At 64.7% G+C, this 20377-nt stretch carries 18 protein-coding genes; 6 read left to right on the top strand and 12 right to left on the bottom strand.

All coding sequences use genetic code 11. The features are described 5' to 3' along the window. The coding region (locus ACPUD7_RS12745; protein ID WP_425120110.1) for a transposase at nt 1-722 on the top strand (722 nt) is incomplete at its 5' end. Between the two features lie 162 nt (nt 723-884). Here ACPUD7_RS12745 and ACPUD7_RS12740 read toward each other — a convergent pair. Further along, complete coding sequence (locus tag ACPUD7_RS12740; protein WP_425120109.1) at nt 885-1250, bottom strand: proline racemase family protein; 366 nt, start codon at nt 1248-1250, stop codon at nt 885-887. After that, a complete protein-coding gene (locus ACPUD7_RS12735; RefSeq protein WP_425120108.1) occupies nt 1247-3343 on the bottom strand; it encodes an FAD-dependent oxidoreductase in 2097 nt (698 codons plus the stop codon). The genes ACPUD7_RS12740 and ACPUD7_RS12735 overlap by 4 nt, the downstream gene beginning before the upstream one ends. Nucleotides 3344-3506: 163 nt before the next feature. Here ACPUD7_RS12735 and ACPUD7_RS12730 point away from each other — a divergent pair, with 163 nt between their 5' ends. Then, nucleotides 3507-4184 carry a GntR family transcriptional regulator gene (locus tag ACPUD7_RS12730; RefSeq protein WP_425120107.1) on the top strand — a complete coding sequence of 226 codons (678 nt, stop codon included), beginning with the start codon at nt 3507-3509 and terminating at the stop codon, nt 4182-4184. A gap of 84 nt (nt 4185-4268) precedes the next feature. Here the strand turns inward: ACPUD7_RS12730 and ACPUD7_RS12725 are convergent, their stop codons facing one another. Further along, nucleotides 4269-5594 (bottom strand): MFS transporter, encoded by a 1326-nt coding sequence (locus ACPUD7_RS12725; protein ID WP_425120112.1) that lies wholly within the window; start codon nt 5592-5594, stop codon nt 4269-4271. Between the two features lie 405 nt (nt 5595-5999). Beyond that, a complete protein-coding gene (locus ACPUD7_RS12720; RefSeq protein WP_135537772.1) occupies nt 6000-6941 on the bottom strand; it encodes a GlxA family transcriptional regulator in 942 nt (313 codons plus the stop codon). A 107-nt stretch (nt 6942-7048) separates the two neighbouring features. Between ACPUD7_RS12720 and ACPUD7_RS12715 the strand changes: the two genes are divergently transcribed. The 3 genes from ACPUD7_RS12715 to ACPUD7_RS12705 all read left to right on the top strand — a co-directional run bounded on the left by ACPUD7_RS12715 (nt 7049) and on the right by ACPUD7_RS12705 (nt 9444). Next, entirely contained in the window at nt 7049-7360 is a 312-nt protein-coding gene (locus tag ACPUD7_RS12715; protein ID WP_135537773.1) for a putative quinol monooxygenase, read from the top strand. A 131-nt stretch (nt 7361-7491) separates the two neighbouring features. Continuing rightward, nucleotides 7492-7902, top strand: a complete 411-nt coding sequence (locus ACPUD7_RS12710) for a GlcG/HbpS family heme-binding protein (protein WP_135537774.1) — start codon at nt 7492-7494, stop codon at nt 7900-7902. A gap of 210 nt (nt 7903-8112) precedes the next feature. Next, a complete protein-coding gene (locus ACPUD7_RS12705; RefSeq protein WP_425120105.1) occupies nt 8113-9444 on the top strand; it encodes an ISL3 family transposase in 1332 nt (443 codons plus the stop codon). Here the strand turns inward: ACPUD7_RS12705 and ACPUD7_RS12700 are convergent. Both ACPUD7_RS12700 and ACPUD7_RS12695 read right to left on the bottom strand, forming a co-directional pair. Further along, entirely contained in the window at nt 9378-9653 is a 276-nt protein-coding gene (locus tag ACPUD7_RS12700) for a hypothetical protein (protein ID WP_135537776.1), read from the bottom strand. The genes ACPUD7_RS12705 and ACPUD7_RS12700 overlap by 67 nt on opposite strands. Before the next feature lie 312 nt (nt 9654-9965). Beyond that, nucleotides 9966-11501, bottom strand: coding sequence for an aminotransferase class I/II-fold pyridoxal phosphate-dependent enzyme (locus tag ACPUD7_RS12695; protein WP_425120104.1), 1536 nt, complete (start codon nt 11499-11501; stop codon nt 9966-9968). Nucleotides 11502-11643: 142 nt separating this feature from the next. On the opposite strand from ACPUD7_RS12695, the gene ACPUD7_RS12690 reads away from it, so the two are divergent. Then, complete coding sequence (locus tag ACPUD7_RS12690) at nt 11644-12642, top strand: LysR family transcriptional regulator (RefSeq protein ID WP_425120103.1); 999 nt, start codon at nt 11644-11646, stop codon at nt 12640-12642. A 45-nt stretch (nt 12643-12687) separates the two neighbouring features. On the opposite strand, the gene ACPUD7_RS12685 is transcribed toward ACPUD7_RS12690, so the two are convergent. The 6 genes from ACPUD7_RS12685 to ACPUD7_RS12660 all read right to left on the bottom strand — a co-directional run bounded on the left by ACPUD7_RS12685 (nt 12688) and on the right by ACPUD7_RS12660 (nt 20275). Next, nucleotides 12688-14073 carry a tripartite tricarboxylate transporter permease gene (locus ACPUD7_RS12685; RefSeq protein WP_135537778.1) on the bottom strand — a complete coding sequence of 462 codons (1386 nt, stop codon included), beginning with the start codon at nt 14071-14073 and terminating at the stop codon, nt 12688-12690. Further along, nucleotides 14070-14492: a hypothetical protein gene (locus ACPUD7_RS12680; protein ID WP_135537779.1), complete on the bottom strand. Its 423-nt coding sequence runs from the start codon at nt 14490-14492 to the stop codon at nt 14070-14072. Before ACPUD7_RS12680 ends, ACPUD7_RS12685 begins: the two co-directional genes overlap by 4 nt. Nucleotides 14493-14540: 48 nt before the next feature. Then, nucleotides 14541-15470, bottom strand: a complete 930-nt coding sequence (locus tag ACPUD7_RS12675) for a hydroxymethylglutaryl-CoA lyase (RefSeq protein ID WP_425120102.1) — start codon at nt 15468-15470, stop codon at nt 14541-14543. A gap of 2 nt (nt 15471-15472) precedes the next feature. Continuing rightward, a complete protein-coding gene (locus ACPUD7_RS12670; protein ID WP_425120101.1) occupies nt 15473-16747 on the bottom strand; it encodes a hydroxymethylglutaryl-CoA reductase, degradative in 1275 nt (424 codons plus the stop codon). Nucleotides 16748-16963: 216 nt separating this feature from the next. Further along, nucleotides 16964-18859, bottom strand: a complete 1896-nt coding sequence (locus ACPUD7_RS12665; protein WP_425120100.1) for a helix-turn-helix domain-containing protein — start codon at nt 18857-18859, stop codon at nt 16964-16966. A 117-nt stretch (nt 18860-18976) separates the two neighbouring features. Further along, nucleotides 18977-20275, bottom strand: coding sequence for a pyridoxal phosphate-dependent aminotransferase (locus tag ACPUD7_RS12660; RefSeq protein WP_425120099.1), 1299 nt, complete (start codon nt 20273-20275; stop codon nt 18977-18979). Nucleotides 20276-20377 lie beyond the last annotated feature (102 nt).

Raw genomic sequence — 20377 nt, 5'->3', positions numbered from 1 at the left:
ACTACTCCTCAAAAGTGGCCAAAGCCGCCCACGATGCCGGGGCTCATGTGTCGATCACCGTGCGTATGGATAAGAAGGTCAAAGCAGCGATCGGAACGATCAGCGACGACGCATGGACTGGCATCGAATACCCTGAAGCAATCTACGACGAAGACTCCAGGGCCTGGATCAGCAAGGCTGAAGTCGCCGAGGTCCCGTTCACCGCATTCACCTCGAAGAAGAAGTCCCTGCACGCCCCCGGACGCTTGGTCGTCCGCCGCATCCCGGAGCTCAACGAGACCAAACGCACTGCCGGACAGGATCCCTTGTTCGACTTGTACCGGTACCACGCGTTCTTCACCACCATCGATCAGGATCGTTTCGACACCGTTGTTGCTGATCAAGTGCACCGCAAGCACGCGATCATCGAGCAGATCAATGCGGAACTGAAAAATGGTGCCCTGGCGCATATGCCCTCCGGAGTGTTCAACGCCAACGCCGCCTGGCTCACGATCGCAGCGATCACGCACAACCTGTTACGGGCGGCTGCCGGGATCATCGGCGGGCGGATGAGCAAAGTACGCGCCCAGACGTTGCGCACACGCATCATCAGCATCCCGGCCCGGATTGCTCACCGGGCCAGGAAGCTGATCCTGCACCTGCCCACGAAGTGGCCGTGGGCGACGGACTTCGCACGACTCTGGCAAGCAGCGTTGAGCCCACCAAGGACAGTATTGTCCTGACCGATCCGCTCCTGCTCGAGCACGAGGCCGCAGGGTCTGGAGGAGACCTTGGGAAACATTTGTGGAAGAGACCGGTGAGAGACCGGGACACTACTTCCTGCCCTCACGTCATGTTCGCACTCGAACCCGAACGAACGGCCAAGAATCAACCGAATCGGTGGATCAAGGCGTAGTCCCGGACGGATTGACCGCAACGAGCCCAGACGACACCGCCCACGCCCCGAGCGCCATCGTCCCGTGGCCGCAGGCCGTGGAGAACCCGTCCTTGTGCCAGAACAGCACCCCGAAATCGGCACCGTCATCATCGGGGGCGGTGATGAAGCCGCCGTACATGTCCGCATGCCCGCGAGGTTCGAAACACAGCAGCCTGCGCAGATCATCGACCTCCGAGCCCGGCACCGCCAGCTCTCGCCGCTGCGCCACGCTCGCGCCTGGAATGTCGACCGGAGGTTCGGCGACGATCCGGAACGGTTCGCCGGCAGTATGGAAATCGATGCTTGTGCAGATCGTCGTCACTGGGCCACTCACAGCCCCATTCCCACTCTCAGCCCTTCCAGCACCGCCGCATGCACATTGCGGGAGGCGACGGCGTCACCGATCCGGTAGAGCGCGAACTTCGGCCCCGCCTCGGAGCCGGTGGATGTGCTCTGCGGGTCGACGCCGGAATCCGGCTGCGGCTGTCCCCGCACCCACGCCTCAAGGTCCGTCGCCCCGTGATTCGACGACTGCGATTTGAGCTCGAAGTAGACCTCATCGTTCGGTGTCGTCCCGAAATCGACGACCACGGCATCGGTGATGACTTCGGTCTCCCGATCCGAATAGTCGTTGCGCAGCCTCGCCACGATCTCCTTTCCCTCGATCCGCGGTTTCTCCGTCAGGCGCTCGCCGAGGCGGACCTCGACTCCGAATTCGGAGAACACCTGAAGATAGGCGGGGGAGTTCATCGACCCCACATCGATGCCGATCGTGCGTTCGGGGCTGACGTAGGTGACCTGCTGACCTCCCCGAGCCAATCGTTCGACGGCGTCGAGGGCAGGGTAGAACCCGTGGTCGTCGAAGACGAGCACCCGCTGCTTCGATTTGAGCCGGTCGTCCATGACATCCCAGACGTCGAAGCTTGGGCCCTGCTCACGGAAGGGATACCCGGCGTCAGGGACCCCTCCGGTGGCGACGATGATGACGTCGGGGTCGAGCGCGAGGATGTCGTCCGCCTCGGCGAAGGTGTTCAGCCGCAGATCGACCCCGTGCTTCTTGCACTGTTGGACGCGCCAGTCGATGATGCCGATGAGGTCGCGGCGTCGCTGCGAACGAGCGGCGATGCGCACCTGCCCGCCGGGTGCGTCATCGGCCTCGAGCAGCGTCACCCGGTGCCCGCGGACGGCAGCGACACGGGCGGCTTCGAGCCCGGCCGGGCCGGCACCGAGGATGACGACGTGCTTCGGAGCCGCCTCAGCGTCGTGGGGGACCTCTTGCGGCAGTTCGGCTTCGCGACCGGTGGCGGGATTATGGATGCAGGTCGCCGAGCCTGAGGTGTAGATCGAGTCGAGGCACATGTTCGCGCCCACGCAGGGGCGGATGTCGTCCTCCCGCCCCTCGGCGATCTTGCGTGCGAGATGCGGATCGGCCAGCTGCGCGCGGGTCATCCCGACGAGGTCGAGGCACCCGTCCTCGAGGGCGAACCGGGCGGTCGCGGCATCGGCGATGCGGGCGGCGTGGAGGACCGGGATGTCGATCGCGGCCCGGATGCGGCGGCAGGTGTCGAGCCACGGTGCCGCGGGTGTGCCCATGCCCGGGATTGCCTCGGCGAGTTCCCGGTCGGAGCTGATCAGCCCGACGTTGAGGCTGAGGAAGTCGATGCCGTGGGCGGTGTAGGTCTGGAGGACCTCGGTGGCCCGGGCCTCGTCCATGCCATCGTCGCGGCGTTCGTCGACGGCCATGCGGATGCCGACCTGGAAATCTTCGGGCACGGCCGCCCGGACCGCGTCGATGACGCGCAGCGGGAACCGCATCAGGTTCTCGAGTTCACCGGAGTACTCGTCGTCGCGGTCGTTGAGCCACGGAGCGAGGAACGCGTCGAGCAGGTGCCCGGCGTGCATGACCTCGAGGCCGTCGAGACCGGCGGCGGCGACGCGGGCGGCCGCGGCGGCGAAGTCGGCGACGATGCGATCCATGTCGAAGTCTTCCATGGCCTTCGTGAACGAACGGTGCGCTGCCTCTTTCGTTCGCGAAGTCGAAACCAGGGGCAGCCAGTCACCCGCAAAGTTCGAAGAGCGATGCCCCAGGTGGGTCGTCTGAATCATGACCGCTGCGCCCTCGTCGTGGCAGTCTTCGGCGATCGCTGAGAGCCAGGGCACCACCTCGTCGGTGGACAGATCGATGTTGCCGAAGGCGGCCGGGGAATCCTTGGACACGACGGCCGAGCCGCCGATCATCGTCAGCCCGACTCCGCCGCGAGCCTTCTCCCGGTGATAGAGCCGGTAACGGTCCTTCGGCATGCCCAGCTCGGTGTAAGCGGGCTCATGCGAGGTCGAGACGATGCGGTTGCGCAGGGTCAGGTCTCCGAGGTCGAAGGGCTGGAGCAGCGGATCGGCGGACGTGCCGAGCTGGGGATCGGCGGTCATGGGTTCCTCCTTCGTTGCAGGAACGGCTCCGACAGGGGAGCGACACTGGGTAATCGGTTACCGATTACATGCCTCTATCGTGCGATCTCGCGGTTATGCTGTCAATAGCCGATGGAAGCCGATTGTGCACAGTGAGGTGAGGGAGGGAAACGTGATGGAGCGAATGAGACCGCAGACCGAGTCGCTGCGCGAGCAGGCGCTGGCGATCATTCGCGATGCCATCATCTCCGGTGAGCTCGCCGAAGACCGGATCTATTCGGCCGCCCGGCTGGCCAAGCAGCTCGGCATCTCTCTCAGTCCCGTTCGTGAGGCGATGATGGCGCTCGTGACCGAAGGAACGGTCGAGGCTGTGCCCAATCGGGGCTTCCGTCTCGTCCCCGTCACCGAGGCGGACCTTGAGGAGATCATCCGCATCCGTGTCCTCCTCGCTGTTCCGGCCGCCCGCGAGCTCGCCGAATCAACGGCGAAAGCCGGCGCGGTCAACCGTCTGCGCGAACTTGCCGAGGCGACCGTGACGGCGGCCGAGAGCGGTGAGATCGCCGAGTTCTACACCCAAGATCGCCGATTCCACGAAGCTCTGCTCGAATACGGGCTCGGTGCGCGCGCAGCCGCGATCAGCCTGCGACTGCGTGATCAGTCGCGCCTCTACCGACACCAGGACCAGATCGGGACCATTGCCGTCGACTCCGCCCGTGAGCTGCCGAGGATCGTCGACCTCATCGAGGCGGGCGATCCCGCCGCGGCGGCCGAACTCGTGACGTCGAACCTCTACTTCTTCAAGCGCTTCCCCGCTCATCCGGACTCTACCTCGCCGTGTCAGGTGGAATCGGCACGGGAATAAGGCGACACCGGGCCGCCCCTGTCGGGACGGCCCGGTGTCGCTGTCTGTGATCAGATCGAGTACCCGATCGCGTGTGGATCTCTATCAGGCAGGGGCCTTGTCGATGTCGACGATCGGCATCGCCTCGATGTCCATGTCCGGGTTCTCCGACTGGGTCCGAGCCAGCTCTTCGGCCTCTTCGTGGGTGGATACGGTCGGGAACGATCCCGGCAGCGGTTTGTGCGCGGATTCCTTCATGAGGAGCACGGCGACGAGCGCGACGACCGAGAAGAACAGGATGTAGAACGCGGGCATGTAGGAGTTGCCGGTGACGTCGATGAGCGCCTGGGCGACCAGCGGCGTGGTGCCGCCGAACAGGGAGACGCCGATGTTGAACGTCAGGCCCATCGCACCGTAGCGAGATGCGGTCGGGAACAGAGCCGGCAGTGTCGAGGCCAGGCAGGCGATGTAGAACCCGGCGGGCAGGGCGACCATGAACAGAGCCACCATCACCGCCCACATCTCACCGATCTGCATGACGGCGAAGGCGGGAATGATGAGGATGATCGTCATGATCGCGGCCGCCATGAAGACGAACTTGCGTCCCAGTCTGTCTGAGAGCTTGCCGATGAGCGGCAGGCAGGCAGACATGACGACAAGGACCGGGATCGTGGCCGCAGCGGCCTGGACGTTCGAGACCTTGACGGTCTCTTCCAGGTAGGTGGGCATGAAGCTCGTGAGCGCATAGCCGACAGTCTGCGATCCTGCGACGACGGCGATGCCGATGAGGATCTCTTTCCAGAAGTGGCGAACGACGCCGATGAGCCCGTGGCGTGCGTACTTGTCGTCCTTGACCTTGATGTCGCGGCCGGCTTCTTCGCTCGACTCGAAGCTTGGGGTCTCGGGGATCTTCAGGCGGAACCAGATGGCGACGGCGCCGAGCGGGATGGCGATGAGGAACGGGATCCTCCAGCCGCCGTCGAGCATGGCGTTCTCGCCGTTGATGGACGTGGTGACGACGGTCGTGATGGCCACGGTGCCGGCGCCGGCGGCGAATCCGAGGTAGGAGCCGACATCGAGCCACGACGCCCAGTAGCCGCGAGACTTGTCCGGGGCGAACTCGGAGACGTAGGTGGTGGCACCGGCGTATTCGCCGCCGGTGGAGAAGCCCTGGATCATCTTGAGCAGGTAGAGCGGGATGATGACCCATAGACCGACCTGGGCCGCGGTGGGCAGCGCGCCGATCAGTGCCGTGGCGGTGGCCATCGTGGCCATCGTGAAGAAGAGGACCTTCTGGCGACCGATCTTGTCGCCGAGTGGTCCGAGCACCATGCCGCCAAGAGGACGAACGAGGAACGAGACCGCGAAGCCGAACAAAGTGACGAGCAGGCCCATCTGCTCGTCCATGCCTTCGGTGAAGACGGTCCTCATAGTCAAAGCGGCTCTTCCCAGATGAGGGTGTAGGTCGGCCGGGCGCGTCGGTCCGCAGATAGACGTCGAGGTCTCCCGACGATGGAGGTTCCTACGCCATCCATCCGAAAGACCTCGACGTGACCGACGCTACCCCGCCGGCCGGCTTCGGCCGCCCTGACCTGACCGCCTTCGCGTCTCATCCCAATCGACCCTGATCGAGTCTGCTGACCCCCTCGACGAGAACGCAGCGACACATCACAGCCACCCGACCCCGACCGTCCGGGAAGCCGGGACACGTCACATGGCCTGTGCTGCGGGCGTGTCGAGTGGGTCGTCCAGGGGCGACGCAGTAGCGTCGACGCGACGTGCTGAGAGGTGGTTCCAGTCGAGCACTAGCACACCGGCTACAGGCATGGCGATAGGTCAGGAACGGCGTCGCTCCCTACGCAGGAGGGAGCGCAGAGTCTCGGCGTTCGCGTAGCCGACCCGTAGCGCGATCTCGGCGGAGGTGAGATCCGTGGTTGCTGAGAGGTGCCGAGCTCGTTCGATGCGAAGCCGTTGGACGAACCCGAGCGGAGTGAGGTTGAGCGCCGCACGGACTCGTCGTTCGAGGGTGCGCCGGCTGGTGCCGAGCGACTGCGCGACGAAGGCGACGTTGAACGGTTCGTCCAGTCGGGCGCGCACGAAGCGTTCGAACTCGACGACGATCGAGTCCTCGTGCCGGAGATTTTCGTAGGCGACGAAGGCCGCCTGCGACGGACGCTCGTCGATGATGAGGAGCTTGGCGACATGTTGGGCCAGGTCGGGGCTGATCGATCGCACGAGTGAGAGCGCGAGGTCGATGTGGGCGAACGCGGCGCCGGCGGTGACGAGGTTCCCGTCGACCACGACCATGGTGTCGAGATCGAGGGCGACGCTCGGATAGCGCTTCAGGAACTCCGGCCCCAGGAACCAGCTGGTCGTCGCCCGCCGATGATGCATCCGTCCGGTCTCGGCGACAGCGAACACGCCGGTGCACGCCGCGGCGATCCGGGTGGTCGCCTCGTCGAGGCGCCCGAGCGAGGCGATGACCGAACGAGCATCTCGGCTCTGGAGGGCGTCGTTGGTAGCGGCGGCCGTAAGGGTTCCAAGCGCAGGGACGACGACCACGTCGAACTCTGCGGACTCCGACAGCGGGTGGTCCACCGACAGGGTCATCGATGCCGTCGTGGTCACTCGCCGTTTCGGTCCGAGGATGGCGAGTTCGATCGGGTCGATCCGCGGGTCGACATCACCGCGGGCTCCGTCGGCTACCCGCACGATGTCGATGATCGACGCGATAGCCGAACCGAAGCAGCCGTCGATCGCGATCAGTCCGATACGCATGACGTAAACAATAGCAATACTGCCGTATACGCCACTACCCACCGGCCCTCGCTCGTCATACGCTGAACTCGTCACACGAAGAATCACGACTTCAAGGAGAGTCCCTCATGTCAACACCCGCATCACTTCCGTATGCCTTCGTCGCCAAGATCGTCGCGGCCGATGGACAGCACGACGCGCTCGCCGATCTGCTCGCCGGCGCTGTCGCACTCGCCAACGAAGAAGTAGGAACGATTGTCTGGTTCGCGGTCAGGACCCACGCCGACACCTTCTGGATCTTCGATGCATTCCACGACGAGGCCGCTCGCGACGCCCACGCCAACGGCGCCATCGTCGCAGCCCTGACGGCCAACCAGCACCTCCTCAGCGCAGCACCCGAGATCCTGCCGGCCGACGTCCTCGCGTCCAAGCTCCCGTAGTCCGCTCACACACGTTCGCAACGCGAACCACAACACGAGCGCTGTCGGTCACAAACTCAACAGGCAAACCAACGGGCGGCTCTGGAGCGGCTCGAGCCACAAAGCGCACGCCACATTCGAAGGAGCAATTGATGCTATCAATTCCTACATTGTCGTTGGACGACGCCAAACGTGTCATCGCGGCAGCAGAAGCTGAATCCAGCACGCAGGGTCAGCCCAGTAACATCGCCGTCGTCGATGCCGGCGGCAATCTCGTCGCTCACGTACGGATGGACGGAGCGTGGCTGGGCAGCATCGACATCTCGATCAACAAAGCCTTCACGGCCCGCGCGTTCGACACAGCCACCAAAGACCTCGGCGACCTCGCCCAACCCGGTGAGCAGTTCTACGGCATCCACGCCTCCAACGACGGTCGGGTGATGATCTTCGCCGGTGGCATCCCGCTCGAGCGCGACGGCCAGGTCGTCGGCGCCGTCGGCGTCAGCGGAGGAACCGGTGACCAAGACCAGGCCGTCGCCGAAGCCGCCGCCAGCGCCTTCTGAGACCGACCCGCACCGAACCCGGCCCCCGGCCGGCAGCCCACCCACCGAAGGAGCCGCACCATGCGTGCTCTCGTGTACCACGGTTGTGAAGCGCCATAGGGGCTCATCCCGGTTGTGGGTGTAGCAGGCGTTGGCGTGGCGGTCCCGGGATAGACGTCGAGGTCTCCCGAGGATGAAGGCTCCTACACGCTCATCCTGAAAGACCTCGACGTGCCCGACGCTACCGCCGGCGACCGCTCACGCGCGTTCGCCCACCCAGATCTGACCACCTTCTGCCGACTCGACGAGCTCGGCCTCGTCGTCACCGGCCAACGCCTCGAGTCCGACCGTGCGGTCGTCGCGTGCCGGGTCGCCGAAGCCGACCAGTGGTGCCGCCGATGCGGCTGCGAAGGAACCCCGCGGGACACGGTCACCAGGCAGCTGGCCCACGAACCACTCGGCTGGCGACCTACCACGCTGCTGCTCACCATCCGCCGCTACCGATGCGCTGGCTGCGGGCACGTGTGGCGCCAAGACACCTCCCGGGCGGCCGAACCTCGGGCGAAGCTCTCGCGTCGCGGGCTGCGGTGGGCACTTGAGGGGATCGTGATCGCTCACCTCACCGTCGCCCGGGTCGCCGAGGGTCTCGGGGTTGCCTGGGACACCGCTAACGACGCCGTCGTGGCCGAGGGCAAGCGGGTCCTGATCGACGACCCGGCACGGTTCGAGGGTGTCCGAGTCGTTGGCGTCGATGAACACGTGTGGCGCCACACCAGGCGTGGCGACAAGTACGTCACCGTGATCATCGACCTCACCCCGATCCGTGATGGCACCGGCCCGGCACGGCTCCTAGACATGGTCGAGGGTCGCTCGAAGCAGGTGTTCAAGACCTGGCTCGCCACCCGGAGCGACACCTGGCGTGACGGCGTGGAAGTCGTCGCGATGGACGGGTTCAGCGGCTTCAAGACCGCCACCACCGAGGAGCTCCCCGACGCTGTCGCGGTCATGGATCCCTTCCACGTGGTCCGGTTGGCCGGCGACGCGTTGGACCGGTGTCGACGCCGGGTCCAGCAGGCCATCCACGGTCACCGCGGCCACAAGGGTGACCCGCTCTACTCCGCACGGCGAACGCTGCACACCGGTGCTGGGCTGCTCACTGACAAGCAGGCCAGCCGACTACGGGCACTGTTCGCCGGTGATGAGCGCGTGCAGGTCGAGGCGACCTGGGGGATCTATCAGCGGATGATCGCGGCCTACCGCCACGAGGACCGACGCCAGGGCCGCGAGCTCATGACCAAGCTGATCGAGTCGGTCAGCGACGGCGTCCCGGCCGCGCTGATCGAGGTCATCACGCTGGGCCGGACGTTGAAGAAGCGGGCCGCCGACGTGCTGGCCTACTTCGACCGCCCCGGCACCAGCAACGGGCCTACGGAGGCGATCAACGGCCGGCTCGAACACCTCCGCGGCTCAGCCCTCGGGTTCCGCAACCTCACCAACTACATCGCCAGGTCCCTGCTCGAGACCGGCGGCTTCAGACCGCGACTACACCCTGGAATCGGATGAGCCGTCAAAGCGAGGTAGCCGTAGACGCCGAAGTCGAACCATTCCATGAAGTTGCCGACCGTGGTCCCGCCGATGGCGGTGCGGATCGATTTGGTTTCGACGACGATGCAGTCATCGGCTTCGAACCGTCTCTGCTTCTTGATTGCACGCCGTTCCTTGCGCGACGGCTTCTTGTCCTTCTGCGCGAATCTGTCGTGGCCTTCTGGCATCAGAGGTTCCTCGTTTCAGCTGCTGCTAGGCAAGTTGCAGGGCCGAGTCGCCGGAATGGTGCGAACTCTGCGCGGCAGTTGCTGTCGGATTTCGACAATGCAGAACATCCTTACGCGGCACGAAAGGCATGTCAATAAAAATTGTGACACAGTTCACGGCAGATGTGTCCGATGGCAGAAGTCTTCGTTGAAATCTGTTCAGTGGTCCAGAAAATACGCAAAAAAGATATAACTTAATTCGCAGGGTCAATTGTCCAGTGGCGTTGTCGGCTGAGGCCGACGAGCTCGGTGCGGACGGTGACTGCGCGCAGATCAGTTCCTGATGACGCGATAGGTCTCGAGGCCGGGGTCGACGGCACCGCGGACGTGACCGGAGGGGCTCGCTGCCACGGCCTGGAGGAAGCCGATGGTCTCGACGGTGATCTCCTCGCCGGGCAGGACATTCGGAATGCCGGGAGGATAGGCAGCCAGCGAACTCACACTCACCCGTCCGACGGCTTCGGCGGCTGAGACGAGTTCGGAGTCAGCGAAGAATGCTTCACGCGGCGTCATCGCCAACCGGCCGGCTGTCGGCAGCGGAGGCAGTGCCGTGCGCACGGAGACTCGTCCGTCGCCGACAGCCGTGCCGGCGTCCGCGGTTTCGATGCGCAGTGTCTCCAGGGCATCGATGAGGCGGTCGATGTTCGGGGACTTGCCGATGCCGATGAGAGCGACGAGAGTGGTCGCTGTCGACATCTCGGGGAAGATGTCGAACTCTTCGGCCAGGCGTTTGCGGACGGTGTGTCCGTCGAGGCCGGTGGCGGTGATGTCGATGGGCAGGCGGAACGGGTCGATGTCGACCACGTCGGGGTGGCCGAGGAACTCGCCGGACAGCAGGTGATAGCGGTCGGTCGCCTCGATCTGCGCGCGGATGTGGCGGATGTTCTCCAGCGACTCCGTGATCGCCTCGGTCGAGGTCATGAGCTCACGGCGCGCCAAGTCGATCGAGGCCATCAGATGCGCGTTCTCGCTCGTCGAAGCGGTCATCATGAACGCTCGAGCCAGCGCCGGTTCGAGCCGATCGGCGAATTCGGTGTCGCCGAGGTGAAGGAGCGCGGATTGGGTGAGTGAACCGGCGAGCTTGTGAGTGCTCATGATGACGATGTCGGCACCAAGGGTCACCGGGGACGCCGGCAGGTCCGGGTGGAACCCGAAGTGGGCGCCCCACGCGGCATCGACGATGAGTGCGGCACCGGCTTCATGGGCCACCTCGGCGAGGGATTCGACATCGGCCACGGCACCGAAGTAGCTCGGGGTCACGAGGTAGACGGCGCTGACCTCATCGGGGTGGTTGCGGATCGCCCGGCGCAGCGAATCGGGGGTCACGCCATGGGCGATGCCGTTGACCTCGTCGACATTGGGGTAGACGAAACCGGGATTGAGGCCGGCCAGCACGATGCCGTCGATGAAGCTCGAATGCGCACTGCGCTGGGTGATGACTCCGCGGCCGAGGGTGCCGATGGCCAGTGCGGCCATCCGGTTGCCCTGCGAGGAGCCGTTGGTGAGGAACCAGGTGCGCTTGGCGCCCCAGGCCTCGGCAGCCAGGGCGAGAGCTTCGTCCTTCGGGGTGTCGGCACCGAGGTCGATGCCGTCGAAGAGTGGGGGGATGTCCAGGGAGAGGGTGTGCTCGCCGAAGAATTCGGCTTGACCGGCAGAGATTCCCGTTCGGGTGCCACCGTGTCCGGGGGTGGACAGGAACAGCGAATCGCGATTCGCTGCCTGTGCCAGGGCCTCGGCGTAGGGCGCGCGGGCCTGTTCCGGGTTCGCTGGGCCGATGGGGGTCGACGGCGCTTCCGGAGCTGGGGACATGGGGGAATCATGTTGGACGGTCATAGTCCCAGAGTAGGAAGCCGACCCTTGCCGGGAGAATAGCAACTTTCCTAAACTGCTCTATACACACTATTGAGCTGTTTGCGGGAGAATGATGGATCCACTGGATACAAGAGGACTCGTGGCTCTCCGTGCCATCGCCGATTCCGGCTCAGTGGCGGCTGCGGCCGCTGCCCTGGCCTGGAGCCAACCGACGGTCAACCATCACCTGCGCAATCTCGAGCGGACGTTGGGATCGACGCTCATCGTGCGCAGTCCCCGCGGTTCGCATCCGACCGCAGTGGGCAGCCTCGTCGTGGCGCGGGCGACGGAGATCCTCGGACTGTGCGATCGCCTCGGCACCGAAGTGGCCCTGTGGAGGGAGTCCCAAGCAGTGCCGGTCAAGATCGGGGCGGTGCCCACAGTCGGCGCCAGGCTGATCCCGCCGCTCTACCATGACCTGCAGAAACGGCCTCGTTGGCAGACCCGCGACGAGGCGGTGGCCGGAGCCGACGGAGAGGCCCAGGGCACTCACCCCGAGGCTCCGACCGCGGCCCTGGACGTGACGATGGACGAACACGCGGAACTCGTCTCGCGGCTCGAGGCCGGTGACCTCGACCTCGCGCTGCTTGTCTCCACCGACATCGACAAAACGTGGATCCCCGTATCACTCTCCGCCCGTCCCCTCTATTCAGAGCAGCTGAGCCTGTGCGTGCCGAAATCCATCGGTGCCATCGCCGTCGATGACAACGGTCTGCCCGATCTCACGGCCTTGGTGTCCCAGACCTGGGCCTTCAGCATCGACCCGGGTGACGCCATCGACGAGGTGGTCCGCTCCTTCTGCGTCGCTGCCGGGTTCGAACCCCGGGTGGGGATGCGCATGGACGACTATGCGGCCATCAATCGGATGATCTCAGCCGGACTGGCGGTGGCGATGATCCCCGAATCCTCACTCTCGACCGACCCGGACATCGAGATCATCCCGATGCCCCTGAGCGCCTGCCGTCGCGACGTGCTTCTCGTGTCCCGGGCCGCCCAACCGCGGACGACATCCCGCCGTGATCCGATCGTCGCCGCTCACGATTCCGCCATCGCCGAGGTGGTCGCCGTCATTCGTCGGGTCACCGCCCAATATCGGTGACCGGTGGACCCGCCTCGGTGAGGGAAGGAGAGGAAGGCACGGTCTTCACAGCGCCAGCAGGGCGGGCACGGTGAGGGCGGCGACGTAGTAGCCCATGAATTGGACTCCTGCGTGCATGCCGATGAATCGGTTGAACAGGCCCCCGACGAGTCCGACCGTGAGCGTCACTCCCAGGGCCAGCAGTCCGCCCTCATAAAGGCAGATGACGCAGATGAGCGAGGCGAAGCCGGCGATGATCGCCTCGTGGGAGACGGATCGCATCACCCAGGTCGCTGCCCGGTGGGCGTTTGTCATGACGAAGGGGTAGGCGATGACGATGGCGATGATCGCCGCGATCACGGCGAAGAGTGCGAACTGCCCGGTCGTGAGCAGGTCGTGGAGATTGTTCGTCTCTCCCGTCTCGGCGTCGAGCGTGTACACCGGCGGAGCGTTGAACAGCGGCGCAGCCGGACCGGCGGCCATCGGCGAAAGCGGCAGACCGATTGCGATGAGCGGAATGAGGGTCTCCGCGATGTAGGTCGACTCCGTAGTTCCATTCCTGACAGTGACGACAGTCGTCAGACGTTCGTAGCCGTTCTTGATTCGGCTGCCGACGATCTCGCCCATGAGCACGGCCATCGCCACAGGTGAGAACACAAAGGTGGCACTGGTGATCGCCGCTGAGCCGCTGGTGTAAGCGAGCTGCTTCCCACTCAGCGTCTTGAAGGGGTTGGGCAGACGCTTGCCGTCTCTCGAGCGCACGTCGGGAGCGAGGTTGAACTCCCGCTTTCCCTCCTGTCGCATTGCCCGGCGGCCAACAGGCGAAAGCGCTGAGAGGAGGTCGAAGATGAGCGGGCCGGTGGCGATGCCGAGGAAGAACGAAGTCGTGAAAGTCGCTTCCTTCTGCTCCATGATGAACGCCTGCAGGCCGACGATGATCAGAACGAAGGGAATGAGGGCGACGACCGCGGCCAGCTTTCCCTTCGAGGTGTAGGCGACTAGGACTGCAGCGGCGATGAAGATCCATGGGGCGGCGGCACCGATCGCGTCGGCGAAGGGGGTGAGCACGAGCGCAAAGACGATCGACAGCGGAACTGCTATCGCAACCGAGATGACACCACCGGAGATCGCTTTTCGCAATGCGATATGAGGAACACCCAGGGACCGCAGAAGTTGAGCTTCGCGCAGCATCGGCACGGCGGTGGTATCCCCCGGTATGCCGAGCAGCGTCGTGGGCACGGCGTGGGAGATGTGTTTGGCGATGATCGCCGCGAGGAAGAACGCGATGACGCCGGCCGGAGGAACGCCGATGAGTATCACCAGCAGCGCCAGTGGGGCAACGATCGCGGTTTCATCTGTGCCGGAAATCAACCCGATGCCGGTGAAGAGCACTCCGGCGAGGACCGCCATCCCGATTGCCCACAGAATGGGCTCGATGAGTTCTGCGCTCACTTGTGCCCGCCCTTCTCCTGAGCTCGCGTCTCGTGGTTTTCGACAAGAGCGTCGAAGAGGCCGAGGGCACGGACTTCTTCCTGGACCGAAGGGCCGAGTTCTCGTGGGTCGCCGAGATCCCCGTATTCGTCGACGATCTCGTTGATGATCTCCTGGCGATTCCGAGTGTCGGCGCCGGCAGTCGTGATCACGCGCTTCGGTTTGAATAGGAACCCGGCGATCACTGCACCGACGATGCAGCCGACGATGCCGACGAGCAGCGCATACGAGTGCCCCAGAGTTCCATCACCTCTGGAAGCAAAGATCTGATCAGCGATCAGGTAGGCCGGGACAGCGATCCCGACTCCGATGGCTATTCCACCGGTGAGGTGTTTGGGATCGACGGTGTCATTCCACACCTCGAGCAATTGCGGCATCATTGCCTGCCTTCTGTCGGCCGACGGTTGTCGGGAACGTGAACGGTGGGACTACCGGCTGAGGACAGCCGAGGGCGTGGCAGATGGGAGCGGGGTGCCGAGTTCGTCGCTCAGCCACTGACTGATGGCCGCCACGGCTTCGATATCGACTCCGGTCGAGATGCCGAGCCCGTTGAGCATCCAGAGGAGGTCTTCGGTGGCGAGATTGCCGGACGCACTGCGTGCGAATGGACATCCTCCGATTCCTCCTGCCGATGCATCGAACTGTCGTACTCCGGCCTGGAGCGCGGCGTAGACATTCGCGAGCGCCTGGCCATAGGTGTTGTGGGTATGCACGGCAACCCGTTCGATCGGAATCCCGGCGTCGATCAGGCTATCAAGGACGGCGGTCACATGACCGGGAGTAGCGGTCCCGATGGTGTCGCCCAGGCAGATCGTTGAGCAGCCCGCGTCGACCAGCCGTCGAGCGGCGGCGGCGACATCTGCCGGGTCGACCGACCCTTCCCAGGGATCACCGAACACCATCGAGAGGTACCCCCGCACGCGAAGACCTGCGGAAGTCGCGGCTCTGGCTGTTTCGAGACTGCGACCGGTGGTCACCTGAAGCGAATCGCCCAGATTGGCTCTCGAGAACGAATCCGTGACGCTGATGAAGACTGCGACATCTTTGGCTCCGGCCGCGACGGCATCATCGAGACCCCGCCGGTTCGGGACGAGAACCGGGAAAGCGAGGTCGGAATCCACATCCAAGCCGTCGAGAACCGATCGAGTATCAGCCATCTGGGGAACGGCTCGAGGAGAAACGAAGCTTCCGGCTTCGATGACCTTCAGGCCCGCACAGGCAAGACGCTGTATCAGCTCGAGACGGACCGCTGCAGGGAGTATGCGTGATTGCGACTGCAACCCATCTCGGGGGCTGACTTCGCAGATGCTGACTTCGGTCGGCAGGTCCGATTGGGTGATCTGCTGTGGAAGCTCCATCGTCACTGCGAACCACCCGATCGGAGTTCTTCGAGGATGGACTGGACCCGGTCGAAGCGGAATGCCTTCTCCTCGATGAGCCGATCCACGATGATCGCGGCTTCTTCGGCGTTCGCTCCGGCAGAGGCAGCGAGATTCTTGGCGTGCAGCGACATATGTCCGCGCTGAACTCCTTCGGTGGCGAGCACTCGCAGTGCGGCAAGGTTCTGAGCCAAACCGGTGGCGACGATCATCTCGGCGAGTTCTTGGGCCGTCGACACTTCGGCGATCTGCAGAGCCGCGCGTGCAGCGGGGTGCACCTTGGTGGCTCCTCCGACGAGCCCAACGGGCATCGGCATCTCGAGAGTCCCGACCAGGTCGCCGTCAGCGTTCTTCTCGAAGGTCGAAAGGGATGTGTAACGGCCGTCGACGACCGCGTGGGAATGGGCGCCGGCCTCGACTGCACGAGTATCGTTCCCGGTTGCAAGCACGACGGCGGAGATGCCGTTCATGATGCCCTTGTTATGCGTGGCGGCACGATAGGAATCGGCTGCGGCGAGTTCGTAGGCGTGGAGGATGTTGTCGATGACGCCTTCACCGCCGAGCAGCTCCTTGTCGAAGACCGCGCGGGCGCGTGACAGTCGACGGTCGGCTTTGTTGGTGAGGATGCGCAGAAGTGCCTCGCCTTCGGCGATGGCTGCGACGGAGCCGGAAACCGCTTCGGCCATGGTGTTCACAGCATTCGCCCCCATCGCATCTCGCACATCGACGAGAAGATGGACGAGCACGTAGGTCGAAGTCCGTGCTTCGACGAGACGAACCGTGAGGCCCTTGACCCCGCCACCGACTTCGACGAGCTTGGGGTCCTGAGCATTGGCCAGGTCGATGATCTCCGATTCCCGTTCAAGGATTCGGGTGCGCGCGGCGTGCGGATCCGCCACATTGATGAGCTGGATCTGCGCCTGCATGATGGGCTCACTCGAACTCGTGAAGAAGCCGCCCTGGGGGCGTGCCATTCGTGCAGCATTGCTGGCAGCGGCGATCACCGATGCCTCTTCGGTCGCCATGGGGATGAGCGCGTCGGTGCCGTTGATCGTGAAGTTGGTGGCCACGCCGAGAGGAAGCGAGAACACTCCGAAGATGTTCTCACTGAGATCGGCTGCGTCCTCGGGGCCGAAGGAATTCGCATCGAGCTGCTGGAACAGTTCAGTGTCGAGCCCGGTTGTGTCTGCGACGGCCGTCCTGCGTTCGCCGACCGACATGTTTCGGAAATCGGCAATTCGGCTGTTCTCTGCCATCGTATTTCTCCAGTCAGGTCGTCATTGGCCGACAACGGCTGTCGGTCGGAGTTCCTCCGCAGAGAACAGTCAAGCATCGCAGCGCGACAGTGACCATGGCCGTTTCGGCCCGAATCCAGGACTGCCCATGTCTGTTTCGGACAGGGTGCTGCTGTGCTCGCATCGTGTGGAGTCCGCTCACGCCGCGTGGAGTCCCTCCCGCCGCGCGGAGCCCGCTCACCTCGGAAGTGTGAGTCGGTCCAGACGCAGCGCCACTTGCAGACGGAAAGCGAACTCCGGGGCTCTCCACCCCTCGCCGAGGACCTGATCGACGCGCTCGAGGCGCTGCTTGACGGTGTTGATGTGCACCGACAGTGCGGCAGCGGTCCTGCTGATGCTCCCGTTGCTCTCGAAGTACACGCGGACTGTGTCGGTGAGCTCGGCGGAGTGCTTGCGATCCCAATCGCGGAGGGGCCCGAGCAGACGGTCGATGAATCTGCCCACCTGTTCCGGGGCCGTGCCGAACATCGCGGTATAGGGAGCGAAGTCCGCGGCCGGATGGATCCCCTCGTCGATGCCCAGAGAGTTGAGGATCCGCACACACGACCACAGCTCGTCTTCGACCACGGCCAGCTGCGAGCGGTCGCAGTCGGAGTCGGAGGCAACGACGAGGCACCCGCCCAGGACCTCCGGCTCTGCGCTGAGCCGCTTTAGGGACAGGCGAGAATCCGCGACAGAGCTGGGAACGAGGACGGTGAGGCCGGGGGAGCGCTGGGTGAGCAGGATGCGCGGTTCGATCCGGGCCAAGCGTGCACCGAGGTGCTCGTCGACTCCGGGACCCGCCTGGATCGTCATCATCCGCCACGGTCCGGCGAGACTGAAGTCGTTGAGCCGAGCACGGGCCTCGAGCTCGTCGAGGGACCGGGTCCCGGCGATGAGATCGACGGCGAGCTCCCCTCTGACCCGGTTCTCGGCGTCGGCCCGTGCCTGCGCGTTCATGTGGATGAGGGCCAGCGACTGCGCGGCCTGAGCGACGATGTTCGCATCGCCGGCGGCGGGGGCGGTGTGGAAGCGGACGAAGAGCCCGCTGTGCTGACGTCGATGTGAGGCCACCGAGGCGACGAGCAGGTTCTCGGCTCTCGGCACCTCGGCGCTGCGCCCGGTCTCCCTGCTGGTCTCCAGCGCAGTGAGGATGTCGGTCCTGTCCGCCTCGAGATCGGCGAAGAAGCTCGCCTCGTCGGAGAAGACGTGCTCGTGATCGGGGAAGTCGGGGGACTTCAGACGTGCGCTGTCGATGACGAGCACCTCGGCGCCGAGCATCGTGGCCACGGCGTCGGTGACCGCGGAGCCTCCCCGACCCTGGAGGACCAGTCGAGTCAGATGCTCCTCGACCTCGACGAGGCGTCCCAGCGTTGCGGCCTGAGCGGCGGCCGATTCCTCGGCCTCTGCGGAGCTTCGGGCCGCCTCGGCGAGCTCTCCCATGAGTCGCGCCGTCTTGAGCACCACCGAGGCGTGGTCGGCCAGGGCAGAGAGCAGAGTGATCTCATCTGTGGTGAATTCGTGCGCATAGCGGTTGGCGGCGAAGAGGGCACCGAGGACCTCCCCGTCGACGACCATCGGCACCCCGAGGAGCGACTCCATGCCTTCGGCTCTGACCGCGGAGTCGACCTGTCGCTCGTGCGGCAGCTGGGTGACATCGTAGTTCGAGGTCCACTGGGCGGCCCGGTCGCGCACGACCCGACCGGCCAGGCCGATTCCAGGAGGGACGTGCAGGGTCGTGAGCTGGGAAGAGATGGCTCCTCGACTGGCCTTGACGCGCAGCTCATCGGTATCCGGATAGTACTGGGAGAGATAGGCGATATCGCATCCGATGAGCGATCGGGCTCGGTCGACGAGCTTCTGGAGCAGCCGTGTCGTGTCGCGAACCCGGATGAGCTCTGAGGCGCTTTCGAGCAGGGCCGCTCGTTCGCGGTCCTTCTGCTTCCACCGGGTCATCGTGGCCGACAGGTCGACGAGGGCCTCGATGAGCTCAGGCGACTCACCGCACTGCTGTTCGAGGGCACGCCGGTCGATGGGATTGCCGCGGGACAGCCGACCGATGACCTCGGAGACGGAATCTGCGGAAACGGTCACTCGCCCACCTGTGTTCTCCACCATGGGCTCATTGTCTCAGTGCCTCTCAGTTCACTCGCAGCGCGTCGAGATCGGCGGTGGTGACCATGACAGAGCTGACTGAGCTTGATCGCGGCCTCAACCCGCCGCGGCCGAGGTCGTGCGCATCGAGTGACCGGCTTCCGTCCGTTCCCGCACGATCGGCAGCTCACACGTCGAATTCGCGACCTGACGGTAACCGGACAGGAACGTGTCGAGCCGTTCGATCGCCTCGCTGAGCACCTCGACCGAAGGCAGGGTGACCAGACGGAAGTGGTCGGGCTTCGGCCAGTTGAAGGCCGTGCCGTGGGAGACGAGGATCTTCTGCTCGCGCAGCAGATCGAGGGCGAACTGCTCATCGTCGGTGATGCCGAACTTCTCGACATCGAGCTTCGCGAACATATACAGAGCACCGTCGGCCCGGTGAGCCGAGACCCCGTCGATCGAGTTGAGCCCTTCGTGGGCGACCTGCATCTGCGCCCCGAGGCGACCGGTCGGCAGGACGAGATCGTCGATCGACTGCTTCCCGCCCAGTGCCGCCTGGATGGCATGCTGGGCCGGCACGTTCGAGCACATGCGCATATTCGCCAGCAGCTTGATCCCCTCGAGGTAGCTGTGTGCCTCCTCCAGCGGTCCGGTGATCGCGAGCCAGCCGGAGCGGTACCCTGCGACTCGGTAGGCCTTCGACAGTCCCGAGAAGGTCAGGCACAGCACATCGTCACCGGTCAGTGTGGCCATGTTGACCAGCTCGACGCCGTCGTAGGTGATCTTCTCGTAGATCTCATCGGCGAAGATCATGAGCCCGTGACGGCGGGCGATGTCCGCGATCTTCTTCAGCGTCTCCTTCGAGTACACCGCACCGGTCGGATTGTTCGGGTTGATGACGACGATGCCGCGGGTGCGTTCGGTGATGCGGGATTCGAGGTCGGCCAGATCCGGCTGCCAGGCGTCCTCCTCGGCGCACCGGTAGTGGACCGGTGTGCCGCCGGACAGTGCCACCGAGGCGGTCCACAGCGGGTAGTCGGGTCCGGGCACGAGGATCTCGTCCTCGGGATTGCACAGAGCCTGCAGGCTCAGAGTGATGAGCTCGCTGACGCCGTTGCCGAGGAATACCTCATCGGTGCTGAGATTGTGGATGCCGCGGGTCTCGTAGTACTGGACGACAGCGCGGCGGGCGGAGAGGATTCCCCGCGAATCCGAATAGCCCTGCGTGACCGGAAGGTTCGCTGAGATGTCCTGGACGATCGCCTCGGGGGCTTCGAAGCCGAACGGAGCGGGGTTGCCGATGTTGAGCTTGAGGATCGTGTGACCGGCGGCTTCCATCGCCTGGGCCTCTTCGAGAACGGGTCCCCGAATGTCATAGAGGACATTGGCCAACTTCGACGACTGCCTGAACATGTGAATCGTGGAACCTTTCATCCGATTGCTGCTACACCCACGCTAGGTCCCTCGCCGAGGCGGTTCTGACCACACAGAGGCCCGTTTCCCAGACCTTTGCCG

The organism is Brevibacterium sp. FAM 24630 (assembly GCF_049804075.1).
Taxonomy (GTDB): domain Bacteria; phylum Actinomycetota; class Actinomycetes; order Actinomycetales; family Brevibacteriaceae; genus Brevibacterium.
The sequence above is the reverse complement of the archived record's forward strand: the minus strand, read 5'-3'. Positions and strand labels throughout refer to the sequence as shown.